Source organism: Candidatus Vogelbacteria bacterium (genome assembly GCA_021414225.1).
Taxonomy (GTDB): domain Bacteria; phylum Patescibacteriota; class Minisyncoccia; order Phycocordibacterales; family XYD1-FULL-46-19; genus JAIOOX01.
Window position 1 is genome coordinate 91,917 of the sequence record JAIOOX010000004.1, and the last position, 15,770, is coordinate 107,686.

General features: G+C 40.5%; 17 protein-coding genes and 4 tRNA genes. 12 read left to right on the plus strand and 9 right to left on the minus strand.

Features of this window, described 5'->3' with window-relative positions; translation table 11 throughout:
• Positions 1-101: 101 nt before the first annotated feature.
• Together rny and K8Q91_03395 are read left to right on the plus strand one after the other, a co-directional pair.
• Positions 102-1,631 (plus strand): ribonuclease Y, encoded by a 1,530-nt coding sequence (gene rny, locus K8Q91_03390; protein MCE9629013.1) that lies wholly within the window; start codon positions 102-104, stop codon positions 1,629-1,631.
• Between the two features lie 131 nt (positions 1,632-1,762).
• Entirely contained in the window at positions 1,763-2,035 is a 273-nt protein-coding gene (locus tag K8Q91_03395; GenBank protein MCE9629014.1) for an HU family DNA-binding protein, read from the plus strand.
• Positions 2,036-2,112: 77 nt separating this feature from the next.
• On the opposite strand, the gene K8Q91_03400 is transcribed toward K8Q91_03395, so the two are convergent.
• Positions 2,113-3,033, minus strand: a complete 921-nt coding sequence (locus tag K8Q91_03400) for an aminotransferase class IV (protein MCE9629015.1) — start codon at positions 3,031-3,033, stop codon at positions 2,113-2,115.
• A gap of 68 nt (positions 3,034-3,101) precedes the next feature.
• Here K8Q91_03400 and K8Q91_03405 point away from each other — a divergent pair, with 68 nt between their 5' ends.
• Positions 3,102-3,662 carry an NUDIX domain-containing protein gene (locus K8Q91_03405; GenBank protein MCE9629016.1) on the plus strand — a complete coding sequence of 187 codons (561 nt, stop codon included), beginning with the start codon at positions 3,102-3,104 and terminating at the stop codon, positions 3,660-3,662.
• Positions 3,663-3,702: 40 nt separating this feature from the next.
• Here K8Q91_03405 and K8Q91_03410 read toward each other — a convergent pair.
• A tRNA-Gly gene (locus K8Q91_03410) sits at positions 3,703-3,773 on the minus strand.
• A 45-nt stretch (positions 3,774-3,818) separates the two neighbouring features.
• Positions 3,819-4,232, minus strand: a complete 414-nt coding sequence (locus K8Q91_03415; protein MCE9629017.1) for a hypothetical protein — start codon at positions 4,230-4,232, stop codon at positions 3,819-3,821.
• Positions 4,233-4,405: 173 nt separating this feature from the next.
• On the opposite strand from K8Q91_03415, the gene K8Q91_03420 reads away from it, so the two are divergent.
• Positions 4,406-4,720: a hypothetical protein gene (locus K8Q91_03420; GenBank protein MCE9629018.1), complete on the plus strand. Its 315-nt coding sequence runs from the start codon at positions 4,406-4,408 to the stop codon at positions 4,718-4,720.
• A 111-nt stretch (positions 4,721-4,831) separates the two neighbouring features.
• Here K8Q91_03420 and K8Q91_03425 read toward each other — a convergent pair whose 3' ends face one another.
• The 5 genes from K8Q91_03425 to K8Q91_03445 form a co-directional block, all read right to left on the minus strand.
• Positions 4,832-5,098, minus strand: coding sequence for an RNA-binding protein (locus K8Q91_03425; GenBank protein ID MCE9629019.1), 267 nt, complete (start codon positions 5,096-5,098; stop codon positions 4,832-4,834).
• 167 nt (positions 5,099-5,265) lie between these two features.
• Positions 5,266-5,697, minus strand: coding sequence for an NUDIX hydrolase (locus K8Q91_03430; GenBank protein ID MCE9629020.1), 432 nt, complete (start codon positions 5,695-5,697; stop codon positions 5,266-5,268).
• A 207-nt stretch (positions 5,698-5,904) separates the two neighbouring features.
• Positions 5,905-5,977 (minus strand) — tRNA-Pro (locus K8Q91_03435).
• An 85-nt stretch (positions 5,978-6,062) separates the two neighbouring features.
• Positions 6,063-6,461, minus strand: a complete 399-nt coding sequence (locus tag K8Q91_03440; GenBank protein ID MCE9629021.1) for a YraN family protein — start codon at positions 6,459-6,461, stop codon at positions 6,063-6,065.
• A gap of 464 nt (positions 6,462-6,925) precedes the next feature.
• Positions 6,926-6,996, minus strand: a tRNA-Gly gene (locus K8Q91_03445).
• A 105-nt stretch (positions 6,997-7,101) separates the two neighbouring features.
• Here K8Q91_03445 and K8Q91_03450 point away from each other — a divergent pair.
• Positions 7,102-7,176, plus strand: a tRNA-Arg gene (locus tag K8Q91_03450).
• Between the two features lie 55 nt (positions 7,177-7,231).
• Positions 7,232-8,707 (plus strand): HD domain-containing protein, encoded by a 1,476-nt coding sequence (locus tag K8Q91_03455; protein ID MCE9629022.1) that lies wholly within the window; start codon positions 7,232-7,234, stop codon positions 8,705-8,707.
• 330 nt (positions 8,708-9,037) lie between these two features.
• Here K8Q91_03455 and K8Q91_03460 read toward each other — a convergent pair whose 3' ends face one another.
• Positions 9,038-9,946 (minus strand): tyrosine-type recombinase/integrase, encoded by a 909-nt coding sequence (locus K8Q91_03460; GenBank protein ID MCE9629023.1) that lies wholly within the window; start codon positions 9,944-9,946, stop codon positions 9,038-9,040.
• Positions 9,947-10,070: 124 nt separating this feature from the next.
• Between K8Q91_03460 and rpsO the strand changes: the two genes are divergently transcribed.
• The 6 genes from rpsO (at position 10,071) to K8Q91_03490 (ending at position 15,740) form a co-directional block, all read left to right on the plus strand.
• Positions 10,071-10,331: a 30S ribosomal protein S15 gene (rpsO, locus tag K8Q91_03465; protein MCE9629024.1), complete on the plus strand. Its 261-nt coding sequence runs from the start codon at positions 10,071-10,073 to the stop codon at positions 10,329-10,331.
• A 144-nt stretch (positions 10,332-10,475) separates the two neighbouring features.
• Positions 10,476-11,060, plus strand: a complete 585-nt coding sequence (locus K8Q91_03470) for an NYN domain-containing protein (protein MCE9629025.1) — start codon at positions 10,476-10,478, stop codon at positions 11,058-11,060.
• Between the two features lie 112 nt (positions 11,061-11,172).
• A complete protein-coding gene (locus K8Q91_03475) occupies positions 11,173-12,390 on the plus strand; it encodes a hypothetical protein (protein ID MCE9629026.1) in 1,218 nt (405 codons plus the stop codon).
• Between the two features lie 51 nt (positions 12,391-12,441).
• Entirely contained in the window at positions 12,442-13,761 is a 1,320-nt protein-coding gene (locus K8Q91_03480; protein ID MCE9629027.1) for a hypothetical protein, read from the plus strand.
• A gap of 39 nt (positions 13,762-13,800) precedes the next feature.
• The gene (locus K8Q91_03485) at positions 13,801-14,175 is read left to right on the plus strand and encodes a hypothetical protein (protein ID MCE9629028.1); all 375 of its coding nucleotides are present in this window, start codon (positions 13,801-13,803) and stop codon (positions 14,173-14,175) included.
• A 14-nt stretch (positions 14,176-14,189) separates the two neighbouring features.
• Entirely contained in the window at positions 14,190-15,740 is a 1,551-nt protein-coding gene (locus tag K8Q91_03490) for a YifB family Mg chelatase-like AAA ATPase (protein MCE9629029.1), read from the plus strand.
• Positions 15,741-15,770: the final 30 nt, after the last annotated feature.

Consider the following 15,770-nt stretch of genomic DNA (forward strand, 5'->3'; position numbering starts at 1 on the left):
ATCGCTAGTCATTCACAACCAAAGAGTATCTTAAAATATCAACCGCTAGTGGAGCGGTTGGCTTCGAAAATTGACAAGGAACATTGGTGTTGACCACAGCCATGTCACTAATTACATTCATCATTATCACCGGCGCCGCCGGTCTCGGTGGGATTGTGGTTGGTTACTTCCTGCGCTGGTTGGTCACCTTGGGCCAGAAGGGCTCAATGGAACTAACCATTAAACAGCAATTACTTGAAGCAAAAGAAGAAGCTCAAAAAATTGTTGCCAGCGCCGAAACAGAAGCAACCACCATCCTCCAAGAAGCTAAGGTTCAAGAAAAAGAAAAAGAAACCCAGCTCAAGAAATTAGAAGACCGTCTTATTAATAAAGATGAGATTCTTGATAAACGCCAAGTTGATATCGACAAAGAAGCTGAATCACTCAAACTACGTGCTGAGGAATTAAAGAAGATAAAAGAGAAGGTTGACGGTCTAGGAGCAGAAGCTCAAAAAGAACTAGAACGGGTATCTAGTATGTCAGCTGAAGAAGCCAAGCAAGAACTCCTAAACACTATTGAGAAAAACTATAGCGAGGATTTGTTGGTTCGGATGCATAAAATAGAAATGACTGGGGCAGAACGTCTAGAACAAAAAGCCAAAGACATTCTAGCTACTGTTATCCAACGGCTCTCTACTTCGACTGTCCCAGAAGTCATGTCCACCACCGTCGATATTCCTTCCGACGACATCAAAGGTAAGATCATTGGCAAAGAAGGTCGTAATATTCGAACCTTCGAAAAAGCGACTGGGGTGGAAGTTATCATAGATGACACTCCAGGTTCAATCGTTCTGTCTTCTTTTGATCCAGTCCGTCGACAAATCGCTCGGGTAGCTCTGGAAAACCTAATTCTCGATGGCCGCATTCAACCAGCCAAAATTGAAGAGATGGTAGAAAAAGCTAAAGAAGAAATTTCCAAAATTATTAAAGAAAAGGGCGAGCAAGCGGCTTATGAAGTTGGTGTCTTCAACCTCGACCCCCGTATTCTTCTAATCTTAGGCCGACTCCACTTCAGGACTAGTTATGGCCAAAACGTCCTTCAACACTCTATTGAAGCGGCTCATATTGCTAGTATGCTAGCTGAAGAGCTCGGTGGTGATGTTCAAGTAGCTAAGGCTGGAACCTTACTCCACGACATCGGAAAGGCTGTGGACCATGAAGTGGCAGGTACTCACGTGGAGATCGGCCGACGAATTCTCGACAAGTTCGGGGCTGGTGAAGCTATTATCAAAGCGATGCAGTCTCACCATGAGGAATATCCTTATGAAACCCTAGAATCTATCATTGTTAAGGTGGCGGATTCTATTTCCGGTGGTCGCCCAGGTGCCCGTCGTGACAGTATTGAAAACTATCTGAAACGACTTAAGGATCTGGAAGACATTGCCAACAGCTTTAAAGGTATTGAACGTAGTTATGCTATCCAGGCGGGACGAGAAATACGAGTTTTTGTTAAACCAGAAGAAATGAATGATTTTGAGTCCAAACAACTAGCTCGTGATATCGCCCTCCGGATCGAAAAAGAACTTAAATACCCAGGCGAAATCAAAGTAACAGTCATTCGTGAGGCAAGAGTAATAGAATACGCCAGATAATAAGACAATATTAAATAAAATCAGTCAAAAAGCCCGCTCTAAAACCTATGTATTGCGGGCTTTTTTGCCCCACGTTATAATAAAGAGGTGGAGAAACTAAGGTCGTCTTATTAACATAAGGTAATATTAGTATGAACAAACAAGCCCTTGTCGATGTCGTCCACGAAATAGTTGGCGGCACCAAAACAAATGCTGAAAAAGCAGTTGATGCTATCATTGAAAACATCACCAAAACATTGAAAAAGGGTGATGAAGTATCAATCGCTGGTCTTGGTATTTTTTCTTCTAAAGTTCGCGCTGCTCGAACAGCTCGAAATCCTCGAACTGGTGAAGCTGTATCTGTGCCAGCCATGCGGGTACCGAAGTTTCGTCCAGCCAAAGCCTTGAAGGACGCGGTGAAATAATAAGCGCAAATATTTAATATTTGCCACTACAACAAAAATTCCCACTTCGGTGGGAATTTTTGTTTCTGTTTTTTAAGTTAATTAAATATTGTTAACCATCTATGATGATCAACACTTTCCCCACGAAATATCTGCTCGTATTTATTTTTTATTTTCCCAGTCAGATGGCCAATTTTTTCTAAACCAATTGACCGACCATCAATTTCCACGATCGGAGCAATGAACGACGACGTCCCACAAGCAAAAACTTCATCGGCTATATAAACTTCCGTTAGATCAACCAGGCGTTCGACAGTTTTAATATTCATCTCCCCCGCTAACTCCAAAACTGTCTTGCGATTGATCCCCTCTAAGATATCACTACTTTGACTAGGAGTAATTAGAATCCCGTCGCGGACGATAAAAATATTAGCTGCACTTAACTCACACACGTGACCATTGGTGTCTAAAAACAAACAATCATCATAACCACTATCAAGCGCATCCTGCTTACCTAAAACAGAGTTCACGTAAGCCCCATTTACTTTAGCCCGAGACGGAATAGCGTAATCCGGCACCCGCCGCCACACACTAGTTTTCAAGCGTGCTCCAGTTTGGGAAATAATCGGTTTAGCTTCATAAATAAACATACTCAATATTGTTTCCAAGCCTCGAGAGCGAGTACCAGGCACCAACTCACTGACATGGACCGTTGCTCTAATAAACACATTTTCATGCAAATCATTAACTTTAACCAATTCTTTGACAGACTCTTCAAAGCGCTCAAAACTCCAGGCCGGCGCAAAAGTATCAAGACCAATAATCTTAGCTGAGTTAAGTAAACGCTCAAAGTGATCTTCTAAACGAAAGGCGGCTGGACCAGCTTTCGTTACTATCACCGGGAAAACCGTATAAACACTCAACCCATAAAGAACAGCTGAACTAGCAATACTAAGGTTGGCCTGTTCTAGAGAAACAATTTTATCACCTAAATAAGCCCGATTATAAATCTTAGTCATAACCTTAGAATATAGATTTATCCGTTCATTGTAAAACGGAGGTTTTGTGCTAGATTGCAGTCAGGTATATGGCTATTTACTCTAACCCCAACATCACTACTCAGGGAGAAAATCATATGCAACACAAAGTTGCTACTGTCGTTTTTCTCCAGAATGAGAAAGGCGAAATTTTTATGGGTCGGAAAACCCAAAAAATTGGGATCGGAATGTACACCGGCCCAGGAGGGAAAGTTGAGCCGGGTGAAGCAATAGAAACTTGCGCGCGCAGAGAGACTTTTGAAGAAATCCAAGTAAAACTAAAAGAGGCTAGTTTAAGAAAAATAGCCATCATCCAGTTTTACAATCACCACCAAGATCCTACAAAATCATTCCTAATGGAAGTCCACTTCTTTCTAGCTAATAATTGGGAAGGGACTCCCCGTGATACAGAGGAGTTGAAGGATGGTAGATGGTTTCCTCTTTGGCGCTTGCGTTGGTTCCCGTGGTCAGTAAAGATGATGGCGGCGGACAAAATCTTTCTGCCATACATTGCGGCAGGGCAAAAGATCAAAGCCAAGTTCCATTACGACGGCACTGATCAGAAAAAGTTAACGAAGTACGTAATCAACCAAGTCGAAAGATTTCTCTAGCACTAAATCGTCACGACGATTTAGTGCTTTTACTTTTAGGTGCGGGTAGGAGGAATCGGACCCCCAACTACAGTTTGGAAAACTGTCGTTTTACCACTAAACTATACCCGCTTCAATAACAGGATTATCGTAGCAAAAAAGCTTATCTAATTCAATCTAAAACCAAATTGCCAGAGTGCTGAGGAAAATAGAGAAGCACATCAGCGATGACAATAGACAAAGAGTGCACCATTCTCGCAAAATCTTTCCTTGGACATAAATCAAATAACCAGCGGTAAAAGTGGCCAACAAAGTTGGTAAGACCAACAGGGTGAGAAATAAATTAGTAGCCAAACCCGGAACAATAATCAAACCTAAGTAAGACACTGCCACTAAAGCATAATAAATTAAACCTAAATCTTCCCACGGTATCCCCTGCCAAGCCGAAAAGCGGCTATGAATCACCATTTCGCAATCAGACTCTGTTGGGCAAACAATTTTATGATTGTGACGTTTCGCCCAATCAATATGTAAACAAATACTAAAACCGATCACCGCACACACCACAATTAAGATGTAAAAAATTAACATATCCAAATATTATATACTCCCCACGACTGAGAGTCGAACTTGCTCACCTTCTAACCAAACACTTGTCTTTATTTTTTTACGTTGACACTACTATGACAAGGTTTATAGTGAATACAGGGGCTGAGGAACATTTTTAATACAACCGCTCTTTGAAAGGAGGTGAGAAAATGGGTATGCCAGATAGTTTCATTTGGGATCGAGTTAAGACTATCATTAGTCGAACCTTGGAAATGAAAGGACACCAAGCGATTATTGAAGTCGCAGACCATTTGCCAAACGAAAGGGTTCGAACCATGACCGTGTTGAGCGCTGATCGGACAGAGCATCCTGGTTCATTTATCTTGGTGGTTACTCATCGCAAAAGCGGTCGAATAATTGCCAGGGCTAGTGATTCAGTCGGCTGTTTCCGCCACTTCGGCAAAGAAATAGCCGACCGAATAGAAGCAGCGCTTAACAAGAAAGAAGCCCATGCATCACAACCAAAGTAGTTCCTCACCCCATCATGGGTCTATGTGCCAACTGACATAGACCCTCCTTATCCTCCAAAACAAAAAACCACTCCAGAAGAGTGGTTTTTTGTTTGATCAGGAATCTGATTATTATCGGTCGCCTCTAGGTTCCATAGGACGAGCCTCACTAACTGTGAGATTGCGTCCACCGAAATCCTTACCATTCCAAAGCTCAATACCCTTCTGAGCTTCTTCATCGGTAGCGAACTCAACGAAACCAAAACCTTTTGAGCGTCCAGTCATACGGTCTTTGATGACCATAGCTGAAGTTACCGTACCAGCTTGTGAAAACGCGTTCTTGAACTCGTCGTCAGTAGTTGAATAAGGTAGACCGCCTACATAAAGCTTGTTTGCCATTGTGTAACGTTCTTTTTTAATAAACGTGTAAGCTGACCTGCTTGTAGTCTCTACTTACCAAACGCACACTAAGCGCGAAGAAAACGTAGGAGCTAGAACGCAAACTTACAACTTCTCTATTATACCATGTGGATAAGTAAAGTCAAACACGGCGATAAAAACTATTTTTACCAAGATATTTTTTTGGTTTCAACAAAATACTGGAGATCTGTCTGGGTTTGCTCCACAATATTTATCTTATGAGAATCCAGTGCCTCAGCCAGATCAACCCAAGCATAACCAGCTCCCTCTGTAAGAACAATCTGACGACCATCTAAATCTGTTTCAATATAAAAAACGAAACGGTGCGCATTATTCTCTTGATCAAAATAGTCGTAAAGAGCAACAATTTCTGATGCAGAGAATAAGATGCCAACCTCCTCGTTCATTTCTCTAATTAAAGTTTTTACTGGATCCCCTTGGTCTTCTATCTCAGAACCACCACCAAACAAAGCCCAAATATTAGGGCTAACCGGAGCAAAAACATCTCTTTTGTGTAATAAAACCTGCTTAGTAGCCGGATTAAAGAAAATGGCAGTGGAACAAGATTTTTGCGACATTGAAGATATAATAACATGGAATCCCGCCGGGATTATCCTTCGACTCTCACCTCGTCGTCACTCGACTCGGTCTAGGCACCAGCTCACTTGTTTGGTGTACTCACCAAACACAGCTCCACTGTTCTAATCCCGGACGCAAGAGAAGCAGTTCTCTTGCTCGGCCCGAAATACTAAAAAATCCACTTTTGAGGTGGATTTTTTAGTATTTCGGGCCGCCGGGATTCGAACCCGGAGTCGCTCGGTCCCAAACCGAGAATGTTAGCCGTTACACCACGGCCCGTTGTCATTTAAGTCTTATTCTATCGCTTCAAAAGCCTAAATACCTGGTAATCGTACCACACCAAAACAAAATAGCCAACGCCAGATTAGGTTATATCCTCTAGATGTTCTATTTTAAACACCTTATCACTCCCCTGTTCTAAATACACAGTAATAGCATCTAACTGCCAATCTATGTCGTCTTCATCAATCTCGTTGTCCTCTAGGTAGCTATTTATCGCCCGATACAACCTTTTCAGTTTCCAAGGATGAATATTATCCTCTGGTTCATAACTATCTGTTTCATGAATAACATCCCCAAACACCCTACTAACAGTCTTAACTTCAACAAAATAGATAGTAGTTCCCTTTTTGGCGACAATGTCTATTTCACCCCAAGGTTTACGATAATTTCTAGCCAAAATATAAAAACCCTTCTTTTTCAACAGTCCCACAGCTTTATTTTCACCTAAAGCACCAATTACTTGTTTAGTGGTTTGCGACATCTTCTTTACTCTTTAGTATATCAAAACCACCACCAGGTTTCATGATTAACATCTTAATATATGTTTCATATGAAACATATATTACCAGTTACAACCAAATTACCTTAAAAGTCAGTCAAGGACTATAAAACCTATATTTTAAGCCATATAATTGGATTTAGACATTAAGGGTCAGGTTTATTTGTAATTTTTTTACTGTCTCTTATACACCATATCCCCATAGTTATCCACGTTTTTCCACTTTTTAGGCCAATTTAGGTCACTTAAGAGACTGTCTGAGATTGGTCTTTTAATGGTGATTAGAAGGAGAGAATCGACTACTAATGACTCTGAGAATCGGTCACAACTCTTCTGCCCCTAGATAAACTCAGGGTAATTCGACTATAAAGTCTTGTAATAGAACATAAACCAAGAAACTCTTAACAATAATGAAACCTTGTGTTTACACTGAGCTTGTCGAAGTGTGCGGGTAGGGAGAATCGAACTCCCGTCTCATCCTTGGCAAGGACGTGTTCTACCACTAAACCATACCCGCAAATATTTTTAAAAACAAAACTAGTATAGCAAAAACTTTGGATTATTCAATCACAATAGGTTGATTTTTGGCCTTATTTGTTGTATTTTTAGTAAGTTTATCAACGCTCTCGTGGTGAAATGGATATCACAACGGTCTTCGGAACCGTCGTTGGGGGTTCGAGTCCCTCCGGGAGCACCAAAATCTGAATCTAATAGGAGATTTCTTAATCTAAAATCACCTCAGTTTTAATGAAATGAAAATAGACCTAATTATTCCCAAAGAAGTTTCACGAATAACAAAAACCCTTGAAGAAGGGGGGTTTTCAGCTTATCTAGTTGGTGGTTGCGTTCGAGACTTGCTAATGAACCGACCACCCAAAGATTGGGATATCACCACCAACGCTACCCCTGACCAAATTGTTGGGCTTTTTCCTAAAACTGTCTACGAAAACACCTTTGGCACCGTTACTGTTATTAATGAAGATATTGAACCACTAGATTTACGTCATATTGAAGTGACCCCTTTTAGAACAGAGGGGGCTTATAGTGATAAGCGCCATCCCGACAAGGTAGAATTTGGCACAAGTCTAACTGAAGACCTTAAGCGTCGGGATTTCACTATCAACGCTTTGGCCTATAGTCCGTCTAATGGACAGCTAGTAGATGAGTTTGGGGGAGTAAAAGATATAAAGGACAAAATAATCAGAGCAGTCGGGGAAGCTGAGGTTAGATTGGGGGAAGATCCACTCAGAATCATGCGTGCCATTCGTTTAGAGGCTCAATTAGGTTTCACGATTAACCTCGAGACAAAAAAAGCCTTAAGAGGCCAGGCGGCTGACTTATCCAGCATCTCCACTGAGCGGATTAGGGATGAGTTTGAGAAACTAATCATGTCTGCCAACCCAATGTCCGGACTAGAGAGTATGAAAGACTGTGGTGTTTTATCTTATGTTATTCGTGAAACAGGGGAGATGGTTGGGGTAGAGCAAGGTGGCGCTCATATTTATGACGTTTGGGAACACTCTTTGCGAGCCTTGCAACACGCCGCTGCCAAAAACGGGAGCTTAGAGATTCGTTTAGCGGCTCTGTTTCACGACATAGGCAAACCAAAAACTAGACGTAGTTCTACAGTTGTTGGTAAGAAGGCCTACACTTTCTACGGTCACGAAGTGGTGGGAGCGAGAATGGTCAAAAAGATACTGACGGAACTAAAATTTCCCCAAAAAACAATTAATATTGTTGAAAGGTTAGTCAGAAACCATATGTTCTTTGCGGACACTGACCAAATAACCTTATCAGCCGTACGAAGGTTGGTGGCTAAGGTTGGACCCGACTTAGTTTGGGACCTTATGACCATTAGGGCCTGCGACCGGATTGGAATGGGCCGCCCGAAAGAAGATCCTTATAGACTACGTAAGTATGAGGCTATGATTGAGGAAGCCATGAGAGCCCCTACATCAGTCGGTATGTTGAAGTTAGATGGTAATGACCTAATAAAGCTCTCTCAAGAGAAACCAGGGCCTAAAATAGGCTTTATTTTACATGCCTTACTGGAGGAAGTCTTGGATAAACCAGAGTTAAATAATAGAAACTATCTAGAAAATAAAGCTTTGGACTTATTAAAATTACCTCTAGAGAAATTAAAAAAATTAGGAGAAGCCGGTAAAGAAAAGAAAGAAGAGACAGAGGAAGGGGAACTGGCTGAAATCCGTAAACGTCATCGAGTATAAAACTCAAATATTAATACCTCAGACCTGTAGATTAAAATAGTCAGAAACAAACAACGCCCCAGAGGGACAGTGCCTTGGGACGGTAAAGCGCTTCACACAGGTATAGACCTGAACAGGAAACGTTGGATTATAAAATTGTTTCCTAAAACTTACAAAATTTAGTGTGGAGAAGGACTAAACTCATAAGCCAGATCTTATCCTGGTTCATCACGACTTAGTGAAGACCAGATCATGTCTGATATGATTATACATGTGTCCTATATTAAAGGACAAACATTTTCTTGTGGATAACCGGTTCCACCTAAATAAATAAATTTGTCCTTTATTAAATTAGCGCCTCTTCCCATGAAATTTACTGTGGATATCTTTTAGTTGTCTATCGGTAACGTGGGTGTAAATCTGAGTAGTGGCCACGTTAGCATGCCCTAACATCACTTGAACTGAACGAATATCAGCTCCATTCTGTAGTAGGTCCGTCGCGAAAGAGTGACGAATAACGTGCGGGGTTACTTTCTTATTAGAAATACCGGCTTTGATAGCATAAAATTTTACAATTCTCTCTACACTACGCGGCGTTAATCGTTCCGGCTCCTTTTTACCTTTCCCTATATTAACAAACAGCGCCTCATGCATATCATCTCGTTTAGCTAAATAAGTCTTAAGGTTATCTTTGGCGGTAGGGGAGATAAAGACTAAACGGACCTTCTCACCCTTACCTCTAACCGAGAATTCATCACGAGACAAGTCGATTGAATCCTGATCTAAGTTACACAACTCCGAAACCCGCAAACCAGTTGAAAATAGCAGCTCTAAAATGGCCTTATCCCGCAAAGATTTTAAGTCAGAATCCTGTGGCCCAGCCATTAAACGCTCTAATTCCACGTCAGTAATCAGATCCAGCTCTCGACCCGGGGTTTTGGCTAATTCTATTCGTTCCGGGGCTAAGGAGCTAACCCCCCGACGAGCCAAGTATTTAAGGAACATCCGCAAAGCGATCAAATGGTAGTTTTGGGTGTTTTTCTTCAAAGTCGCCCCCCTGACAGTCGGGGAAGGTTGACGGTTAAGCCACAAACGAAAGGCTCGTAACGAATCGTCAGTAATATCAGCTGGTTTGGATATGCCCGTCTGGTTAATGAACTTTGTTAGATAACGGTCATAGTTTTCAACCGTTTTCAGACTACGACCCTTTTCAATCTCTTGGTATTCGAGAAATTCTCGTTTAATGCTTTGGATATCCATAAATATAGTGTCGCACAATATTATAACACTAAAATCAATACGTCAGCCATTCCTCTGGAGATTATCTGGGTGTATCTAGTGATTCTACTTGCAAAACAAAGGGTTTTATGCTATGATACCCCTCATGCTTACAACCAAGAAAAAGCAGGTAATCATTAAGAAAAGTAAAGTCCATGACACCGATACTGGATCCTCTAAGGTCCAGATCGCTCTTTTGACTGAAAGAATTAATGAATTAGCTGAACACCTCAAGAAAAACGCTAAAGATAACCACTCTCGTCGCGGTTTACTACAACTAGTAGCTAAACGCCGCTCTCACATCAAGTATATGGAGACTCAAACTAAGAAAGAGGAGAAAAAAGAAGCAGCTAAAGCTTCTAAGTAAACCATCCGTTTTTTGTGTTATACTTGGTTGGTAAGTAATTTTTAATAAAGTATTGGTGTTAGTCTTTTTTTATTGCTAATAAATTTGGTTAGATTTTTCTGTTTGTAGTAGCCAAAAGACCAGCCCCCTAATTTCATAATCTTAATGTCTATCATTAAACACAAAGGTCAGCGTGTCGGCGTTTTTATTGACACCCAAAACCTTTATCATAGTGCTAAAAATTTATACCATGCTCGAGTCAACTTTGGAGCTATTTTAAAAGATATTGTTGGTGCCCGCCAGTTAGTTCGGGCTTTAGCTTACGTTGTTAATACCGAAGCAGGGGACGAGAAAGCTTTTCTAGAGGCCTTGGGTAAAATTGGCATCGAAGTTCGATCTAAGGACTTGCAAATCTTTGCTGGTGGAGCTAAGAAAGCTGACTGGGACGTCGGTCTAGCCGTTGACGCTATTCAACTGGCCCCAAAACTTGATGTAGTGGTAATCGTTTCTGGTGACGGTGACTTTATTCCACTGGTAGAGCATTTGCAATCCCTTGGTTGCCAAGTCGAGGTTGTTTCTTTTGGTAAAAGTTCTTCAGGTAAGCTAAAAGAAGCGACCGATGATTTTCTAGACCTAGATCTGCAACCGCGTAAATATCTAATCTCTTCAAATAACTACAGAGGTAATGGGCGCAAAGAAAAAACTAAGGATGAATCAGCCAACGAACCAGTAGTTCATATCGGAGAATAAACAGAAAAATTAGTTTTTTGATGGCTCCAGTTTTTAAATAAAAACTTAATCGAGTTTCATAAACAGAAAAAGCTAGAATCCTGTTCGTGGTCATTGTATAATGATAAAACCTATGGCTGACGACTCTCAAATAAAAAATATTCAACCTTCAGAAAATTCTAGCGACGATTTTATTCCTTTACCAAAACAAGATCCTGTTAATATTGACCCCTCTGGTACTGTCACAGATTCTCCAAACCGATCAAACTTAACTGACAAATTGAAAGCGGCTCGTTTGGCTATGCAGGGACCAGAACGAACTATTCAACGTGAACGCAATGAACGCGAAAGACAGATCGATAAAGAAAAAAGTGAATTGGGACAATCCTTAAGTCTGATTACGAAAAAAAAAGAAGATATGGAGATCGGGTGGGTAGTACTCGACAATAAACGAGTTGATTTAAAAAAGATGCTCGCCCCGCTTTTGGATGAAGAAGAAAAATTAGAAACAGCTGAAGACGAACTCGAAGGCAGAGAACGAACAACAAGCTTACCAACTGATCGACAAAAAATAGAAAAAGAGCGTTGGGTTATTCAAGACAAACGAAAAGAACTTGAGAAACAGAAATGGGGATTTGAAGATAAGATCACCAAAGTTGAAACCCTAATCAAAGAGAGTACTGAAAAATATCAGACTCTTTTAGACGAAGAGGAGATCACTATTAAAAAATTAGACGACTTGGAAAGCGAGCTATCACTAATCGCTGAGCAAGCCAGACTTGAAGAAGAGGAGGCAATGAGGAAGGCAGAAATAGCTCACTCCGAGATAGAGAAAAAAAGACGTGAAGAAGTAGCTAAAAAAGAACAGGCTGAGCTAGAGGTCAAAAGAAAAGAAGAGTTAGAGAAAAAAATAGCTGAAGAAAAAAAGAAGAAGGAAGCTGAGGAGATTAAAAAGCAAGAAGAACTAAAAAAACAAGAACAAGCAGCCAAGGCCAACACGGCCGCTAATTTAGAATTGGAAAAAGCCAAAGCGGCAGCTCTCGCTCAAAAAGCTATCGATGAAACCAAGAAAAAAGTTATCGAGATGGCGCAACTGAAAGCTCGAGGGGAAACTGAACTACAACGACAACAAGCTAGTAAAATAAATACTCTTGGAGTTACTCCAAATAATTCCGTTCCCGCTATTGATATAGTAAAAGAGGAAATCAAAACCAAACTATCTCAAATAAACACTAAAACTGAAAATGGGGACATACCAGTTGCCACCACAGAAGAAGAAAATTTGTTACCCAAATTACGAACCCTAAAGAGTGACTTAGCAAAAATAAAAGGCATAGGTGGAAAAAATTAATTTTTTTCTTAACAAAAAAAGTCTCTACCAATTAGTCAGTTTAAGATTATTATGACCGAAGACAACCTACAAACAAAAATCCAAGCGGCTAAACAGGCCCTCACTGGAAATAAAAATCTAGGGTCTAATAATCTATTTGCGACTGAGTTGGTTTCACGACGTAAATCAACCTTGAGTTTAGTTGATGCCGATAGACAGACTCTAAAGACCAACCCAACTTTAACCCCGGAAGAGATAGCTAAAAGGCGGGAACAAGCCAAGAGGGCTATGGAGAGCTTTGAACATAAACAACGTCGTGAAACTAGAGAAAAAAGGGAGCTTGAGAGTAGAGCCCTAGCCCAAAAAATAGAAGAGATGAAAAAAGCCAGACTAGATCTTGAACGTAAAAAATCATCAGAAGAATTTAAAGAAAGCGCTAAGATGGAAGAGGATAAGCGCAAGCTAAGTGAGGGTTATCAAAAAAAAGTAGCTGAAGCTCGGGCTGAAGTAGAGGCTATTACAAAATCTCAGACCCAGAAGGTAAACACTTATCACACTCTTCAAACTGACATCAATGACCAAGTCACTTCTGGTGGCTTAACTTTGACCAAAATAGCTTTGGAAGATGAAGCAAGACATCGTTTAGAAACATTACCACGAGAACCAGTTGGGGTCAGTCGGGGTAAATTAATTTTAATCGGCAGTCTAGGTTTTATTATTTTAGGTATAGGATTTCTAACAATCAGTTTCGTAATAACAAGACCAGGTGTCTCTCAAGTACAACCAGTGGTTATTAACTCTATTGTTTTTGCTGAGGAGCACCAGGAGGTGGTCACCGACAATCAAACACCAAACCAAATCCAAGATTTAATTAAAACTAATTTAAAAAAATCTTACTCCGCCAGTAAAGTAATTGATCTATATCCAACCAAAACAATTACGACTGACAAAACCATCATCAAAAAAATATTATCTGGTCCAGAGATCTTAACCTTTTTTCAAATAGCTATTCCAATTAATTTTACTCATTTTTTACTTGACCCTTTTATGATGGGGGTAGTCTCAGATCCAACCGCGACCAGTAGTGCACCCTTTTTCATTTTTAAAACTCGCTCATTTGAAAACACTCTCGACAGTATGTTACGTGAGGAAAATATCATTGTCGCCAATATTTTTGGCCCTCTAACTGAGAACAAAAACTCTATCCAGATTGGAAACTTTACAGACAAAATTATAAATAATATCGACACTAGGATTTTGTCTGACACAGATAACAACTCTCTCGCTATTTACGGTTTTGTTGATCGCTCAACCTTAATTATGACTACAACGGAAGCGGCTTTCACTAAACTGTTAACGGCCTACCAAACTCCAAAACCCACTGTTAACTAGACTGATTGACCGACCCAATAGCTGTGTTAGACTATTTTTATGGAACAAAATATATCTCATTTTAAAAATCTTTTATTAACTGAAAAAGAACAATTAGAAGCTGGTTTAAATGAAGTAGGCTTACCAGACTCAGACCAGACTGGCGACTGGCACGCCGCACCAAGTGACCGCAGTGAAGTAGATATGCGTGACGATGTAGCGGACAGATTGGAGGACTTCGAAGAACAAGAAGCGACTGAGGTAAATCTTGAAAAACAATTACGTGATGTAACTTTAGCTTTAGAAAAAATAGAAGCTGGTACTTATGGTTTGTGTGAAATCGGAGGGGAGCCGATTGAAACAGATCGTTTAGAAGCAAACCCCGCTGCCCGTACTTGTAAAATTCACCTCAACGAAGAAGCCGATCTATCATAATTTAATTTTAAATTATGTTTGCCAAAATTCACTCCGTCCAAATAGTTGGTTTAAGACCAGACATTATTGATGTTGAAGTAGATATTGGTAAAGGTCTTCATTCTTTTGCTGTCGTCGGCTTGCCAGACAAAGCAGTTGAAGAGGCCAAGGATCGTATAAATGCGGCCATTAAAAATAGTGGCTTCAAAGCCCCTGCACGTGGTAATAAAAAAGTAATTATTTCTTTAGCCCCAGCTGACATTAAAAAAGAAGGTACCCATTTTGACCTACCAATCGCTCTTGGTTTTTTACTAGCTAATGGTGATATAAAATTTGACCCAACTGGTAAAATATTTATTGGCGAACTAGGCCTGTCTGGTGACTTGCGTCCAGGTAAAGGTATCTTACTTTTAGTAAAGAAGGCAAAAGAAGCAGGTTTCACAGAAATATTTGTTCCAAAAGCTAATAGTAAAGAGGCTGCCCTAATAAGGGGTATTTCTGTTTATGGGGTTGATCACTTGAAAACTTTAGTTTCACACTTATCTGGTCCACCCATCAGGGAAACATCTTCCCGGGTTGAAAAAATAAATCTAACAGCTGAACCTGTTACCGTTGTTGAGCCAACAGAAATTTTTACATTAATAGATTTTGCTGATATTAAAAGTCAAAGTACCACCAAAAGGGGATTAGAAATTGCTGCCGCAGGCGGACACAATGTTTCCATGTTTGGTCCACCAGGTACAGGTAAGACCATGTTAGCTAAAGCTTTTGCTGGTATCCTACCACCCTTATCATTTGAAGAAATTTTGGAAGTGACCGGCATCCATTCAGCCGCTGGAGTACTAGAAGAAGAACTTATTACCGCCCCACCATTTCGGGCCCCTCATCATACCGCTAGCTATGTTTCACTAGTTGGCGGTGGGACTTGGCCTAAACCAGGTGAGATCACTTTAGCTCATCGAGGAGTTTTATTTCTCGATGAATTTCCAGAGTTTGAAAAGAGAGTCATTGAAGCCCTACGACAACCTTTAGAAGATCGGGTGATCACAGTCGCTCGAGCCAAACACACAACCCGATTCCCAGCTCAAGTTATTTTGATCGCAGCTATGAATCCTTGTCCTTGTGGTAATAGAGGGACAAAAAATAAAGAGTGTGTCTGTTCCCAGCTAGATATCATGCGTTATGATCGAAAATTATCGGGTCCGATTATGGATCGAATTGATATCTGGCTTCAAGTACCACCAGTTGATTATATAAAACTATCTGACAACGCCAGCGAAGAGACTTCTCATAAAATAAAAACTCGAGTTTTAAGTGCTCGTCAAAAACAAATAAAAAGATTTGCTGGGACCAATCTAAAGAGCAACAGCGAGATGAATGTTAAGGATTTAAAAAAATTTGCTCCCCTTGGTGAAAACGAAACAAAACTCTTAAATAATTCAGCAGCTCGCTTGGACCTCTCGGCCAGAGCTTATCATCGAGTTATTAAACTAGCCCGAACTATAGCTGATCTGGCCAGTGCTGAAAATATTGAAGAAAGCCATCTTCTCGAAGCTCTCCAATACCGACCTAAAAGTTTAAACTAAAAAATACAAAAAAAAGCGCAAACCTGCGCT

Excerpts from the sequence above, each read along its gene's own strand:
- rny (MCE9629013.1), top strand. The coding sequence starts at position 102 with ATGTCACTAATTACATTCATCATTATCACCGGCGCCGCCGGTCTCGGT.
- K8Q91_03395 (MCE9629014.1), top strand. The coding sequence starts at position 1,763 with ATGAACAAACAAGCCCTTGTCGATGTCGTCCACGAAATAGTTGGCGGC.
- K8Q91_03400 (MCE9629015.1), bottom strand. The coding sequence starts at position 3,033 with ATGACTAAGATTTATAATCGGGCTTATTTAGGTGATAAAATTGTTTCT.
- K8Q91_03405 (MCE9629016.1), top strand. The coding sequence starts at position 3,102 with ATGGCTATTTACTCTAACCCCAACATCACTACTCAGGGAGAAAATCAT.
- K8Q91_03415 (MCE9629017.1), bottom strand. The coding sequence starts at position 4,232 with ATGTTAATTTTTTACATCTTAATTGTGGTGTGTGCGGTGATCGGTTTT.
- K8Q91_03420 (MCE9629018.1), top strand. The coding sequence starts at position 4,406 with ATGCCAGATAGTTTCATTTGGGATCGAGTTAAGACTATCATTAGTCGA.
- K8Q91_03425 (MCE9629019.1), bottom strand. The coding sequence starts at position 5,098 with ATGGCAAACAAGCTTTATGTAGGCGGTCTACCTTATTCAACTACTGAC.
- K8Q91_03430 (MCE9629020.1), bottom strand. The coding sequence starts at position 5,697 with ATGTCGCAAAAATCTTGTTCCACTGCCATTTTCTTTAATCCGGCTACT.
- K8Q91_03440 (MCE9629021.1), bottom strand. The coding sequence starts at position 6,461 with ATGTCGCAAACCACTAAACAAGTAATTGGTGCTTTAGGTGAAAATAAA.
- K8Q91_03455 (MCE9629022.1), top strand. The coding sequence starts at position 7,232 with ATGAAAATAGACCTAATTATTCCCAAAGAAGTTTCACGAATAACAAAA.
- K8Q91_03460 (MCE9629023.1), bottom strand. The coding sequence starts at position 9,946 with ATGGATATCCAAAGCATTAAACGAGAATTTCTCGAATACCAAGAGATT.
- rpsO (MCE9629024.1), top strand. The coding sequence starts at position 10,071 with ATGCTTACAACCAAGAAAAAGCAGGTAATCATTAAGAAAAGTAAAGTC.
- K8Q91_03470 (MCE9629025.1), top strand. The coding sequence starts at position 10,476 with ATGTCTATCATTAAACACAAAGGTCAGCGTGTCGGCGTTTTTATTGAC.
- K8Q91_03475 (MCE9629026.1), top strand. The coding sequence starts at position 11,173 with ATGGCTGACGACTCTCAAATAAAAAATATTCAACCTTCAGAAAATTCT.
- K8Q91_03480 (MCE9629027.1), top strand. The coding sequence starts at position 12,442 with ATGACCGAAGACAACCTACAAACAAAAATCCAAGCGGCTAAACAGGCC.
- K8Q91_03485 (MCE9629028.1), top strand. The coding sequence starts at position 13,801 with ATGGAACAAAATATATCTCATTTTAAAAATCTTTTATTAACTGAAAAA.
- K8Q91_03490 (MCE9629029.1), top strand. The coding sequence starts at position 14,190 with ATGTTTGCCAAAATTCACTCCGTCCAAATAGTTGGTTTAAGACCAGAC.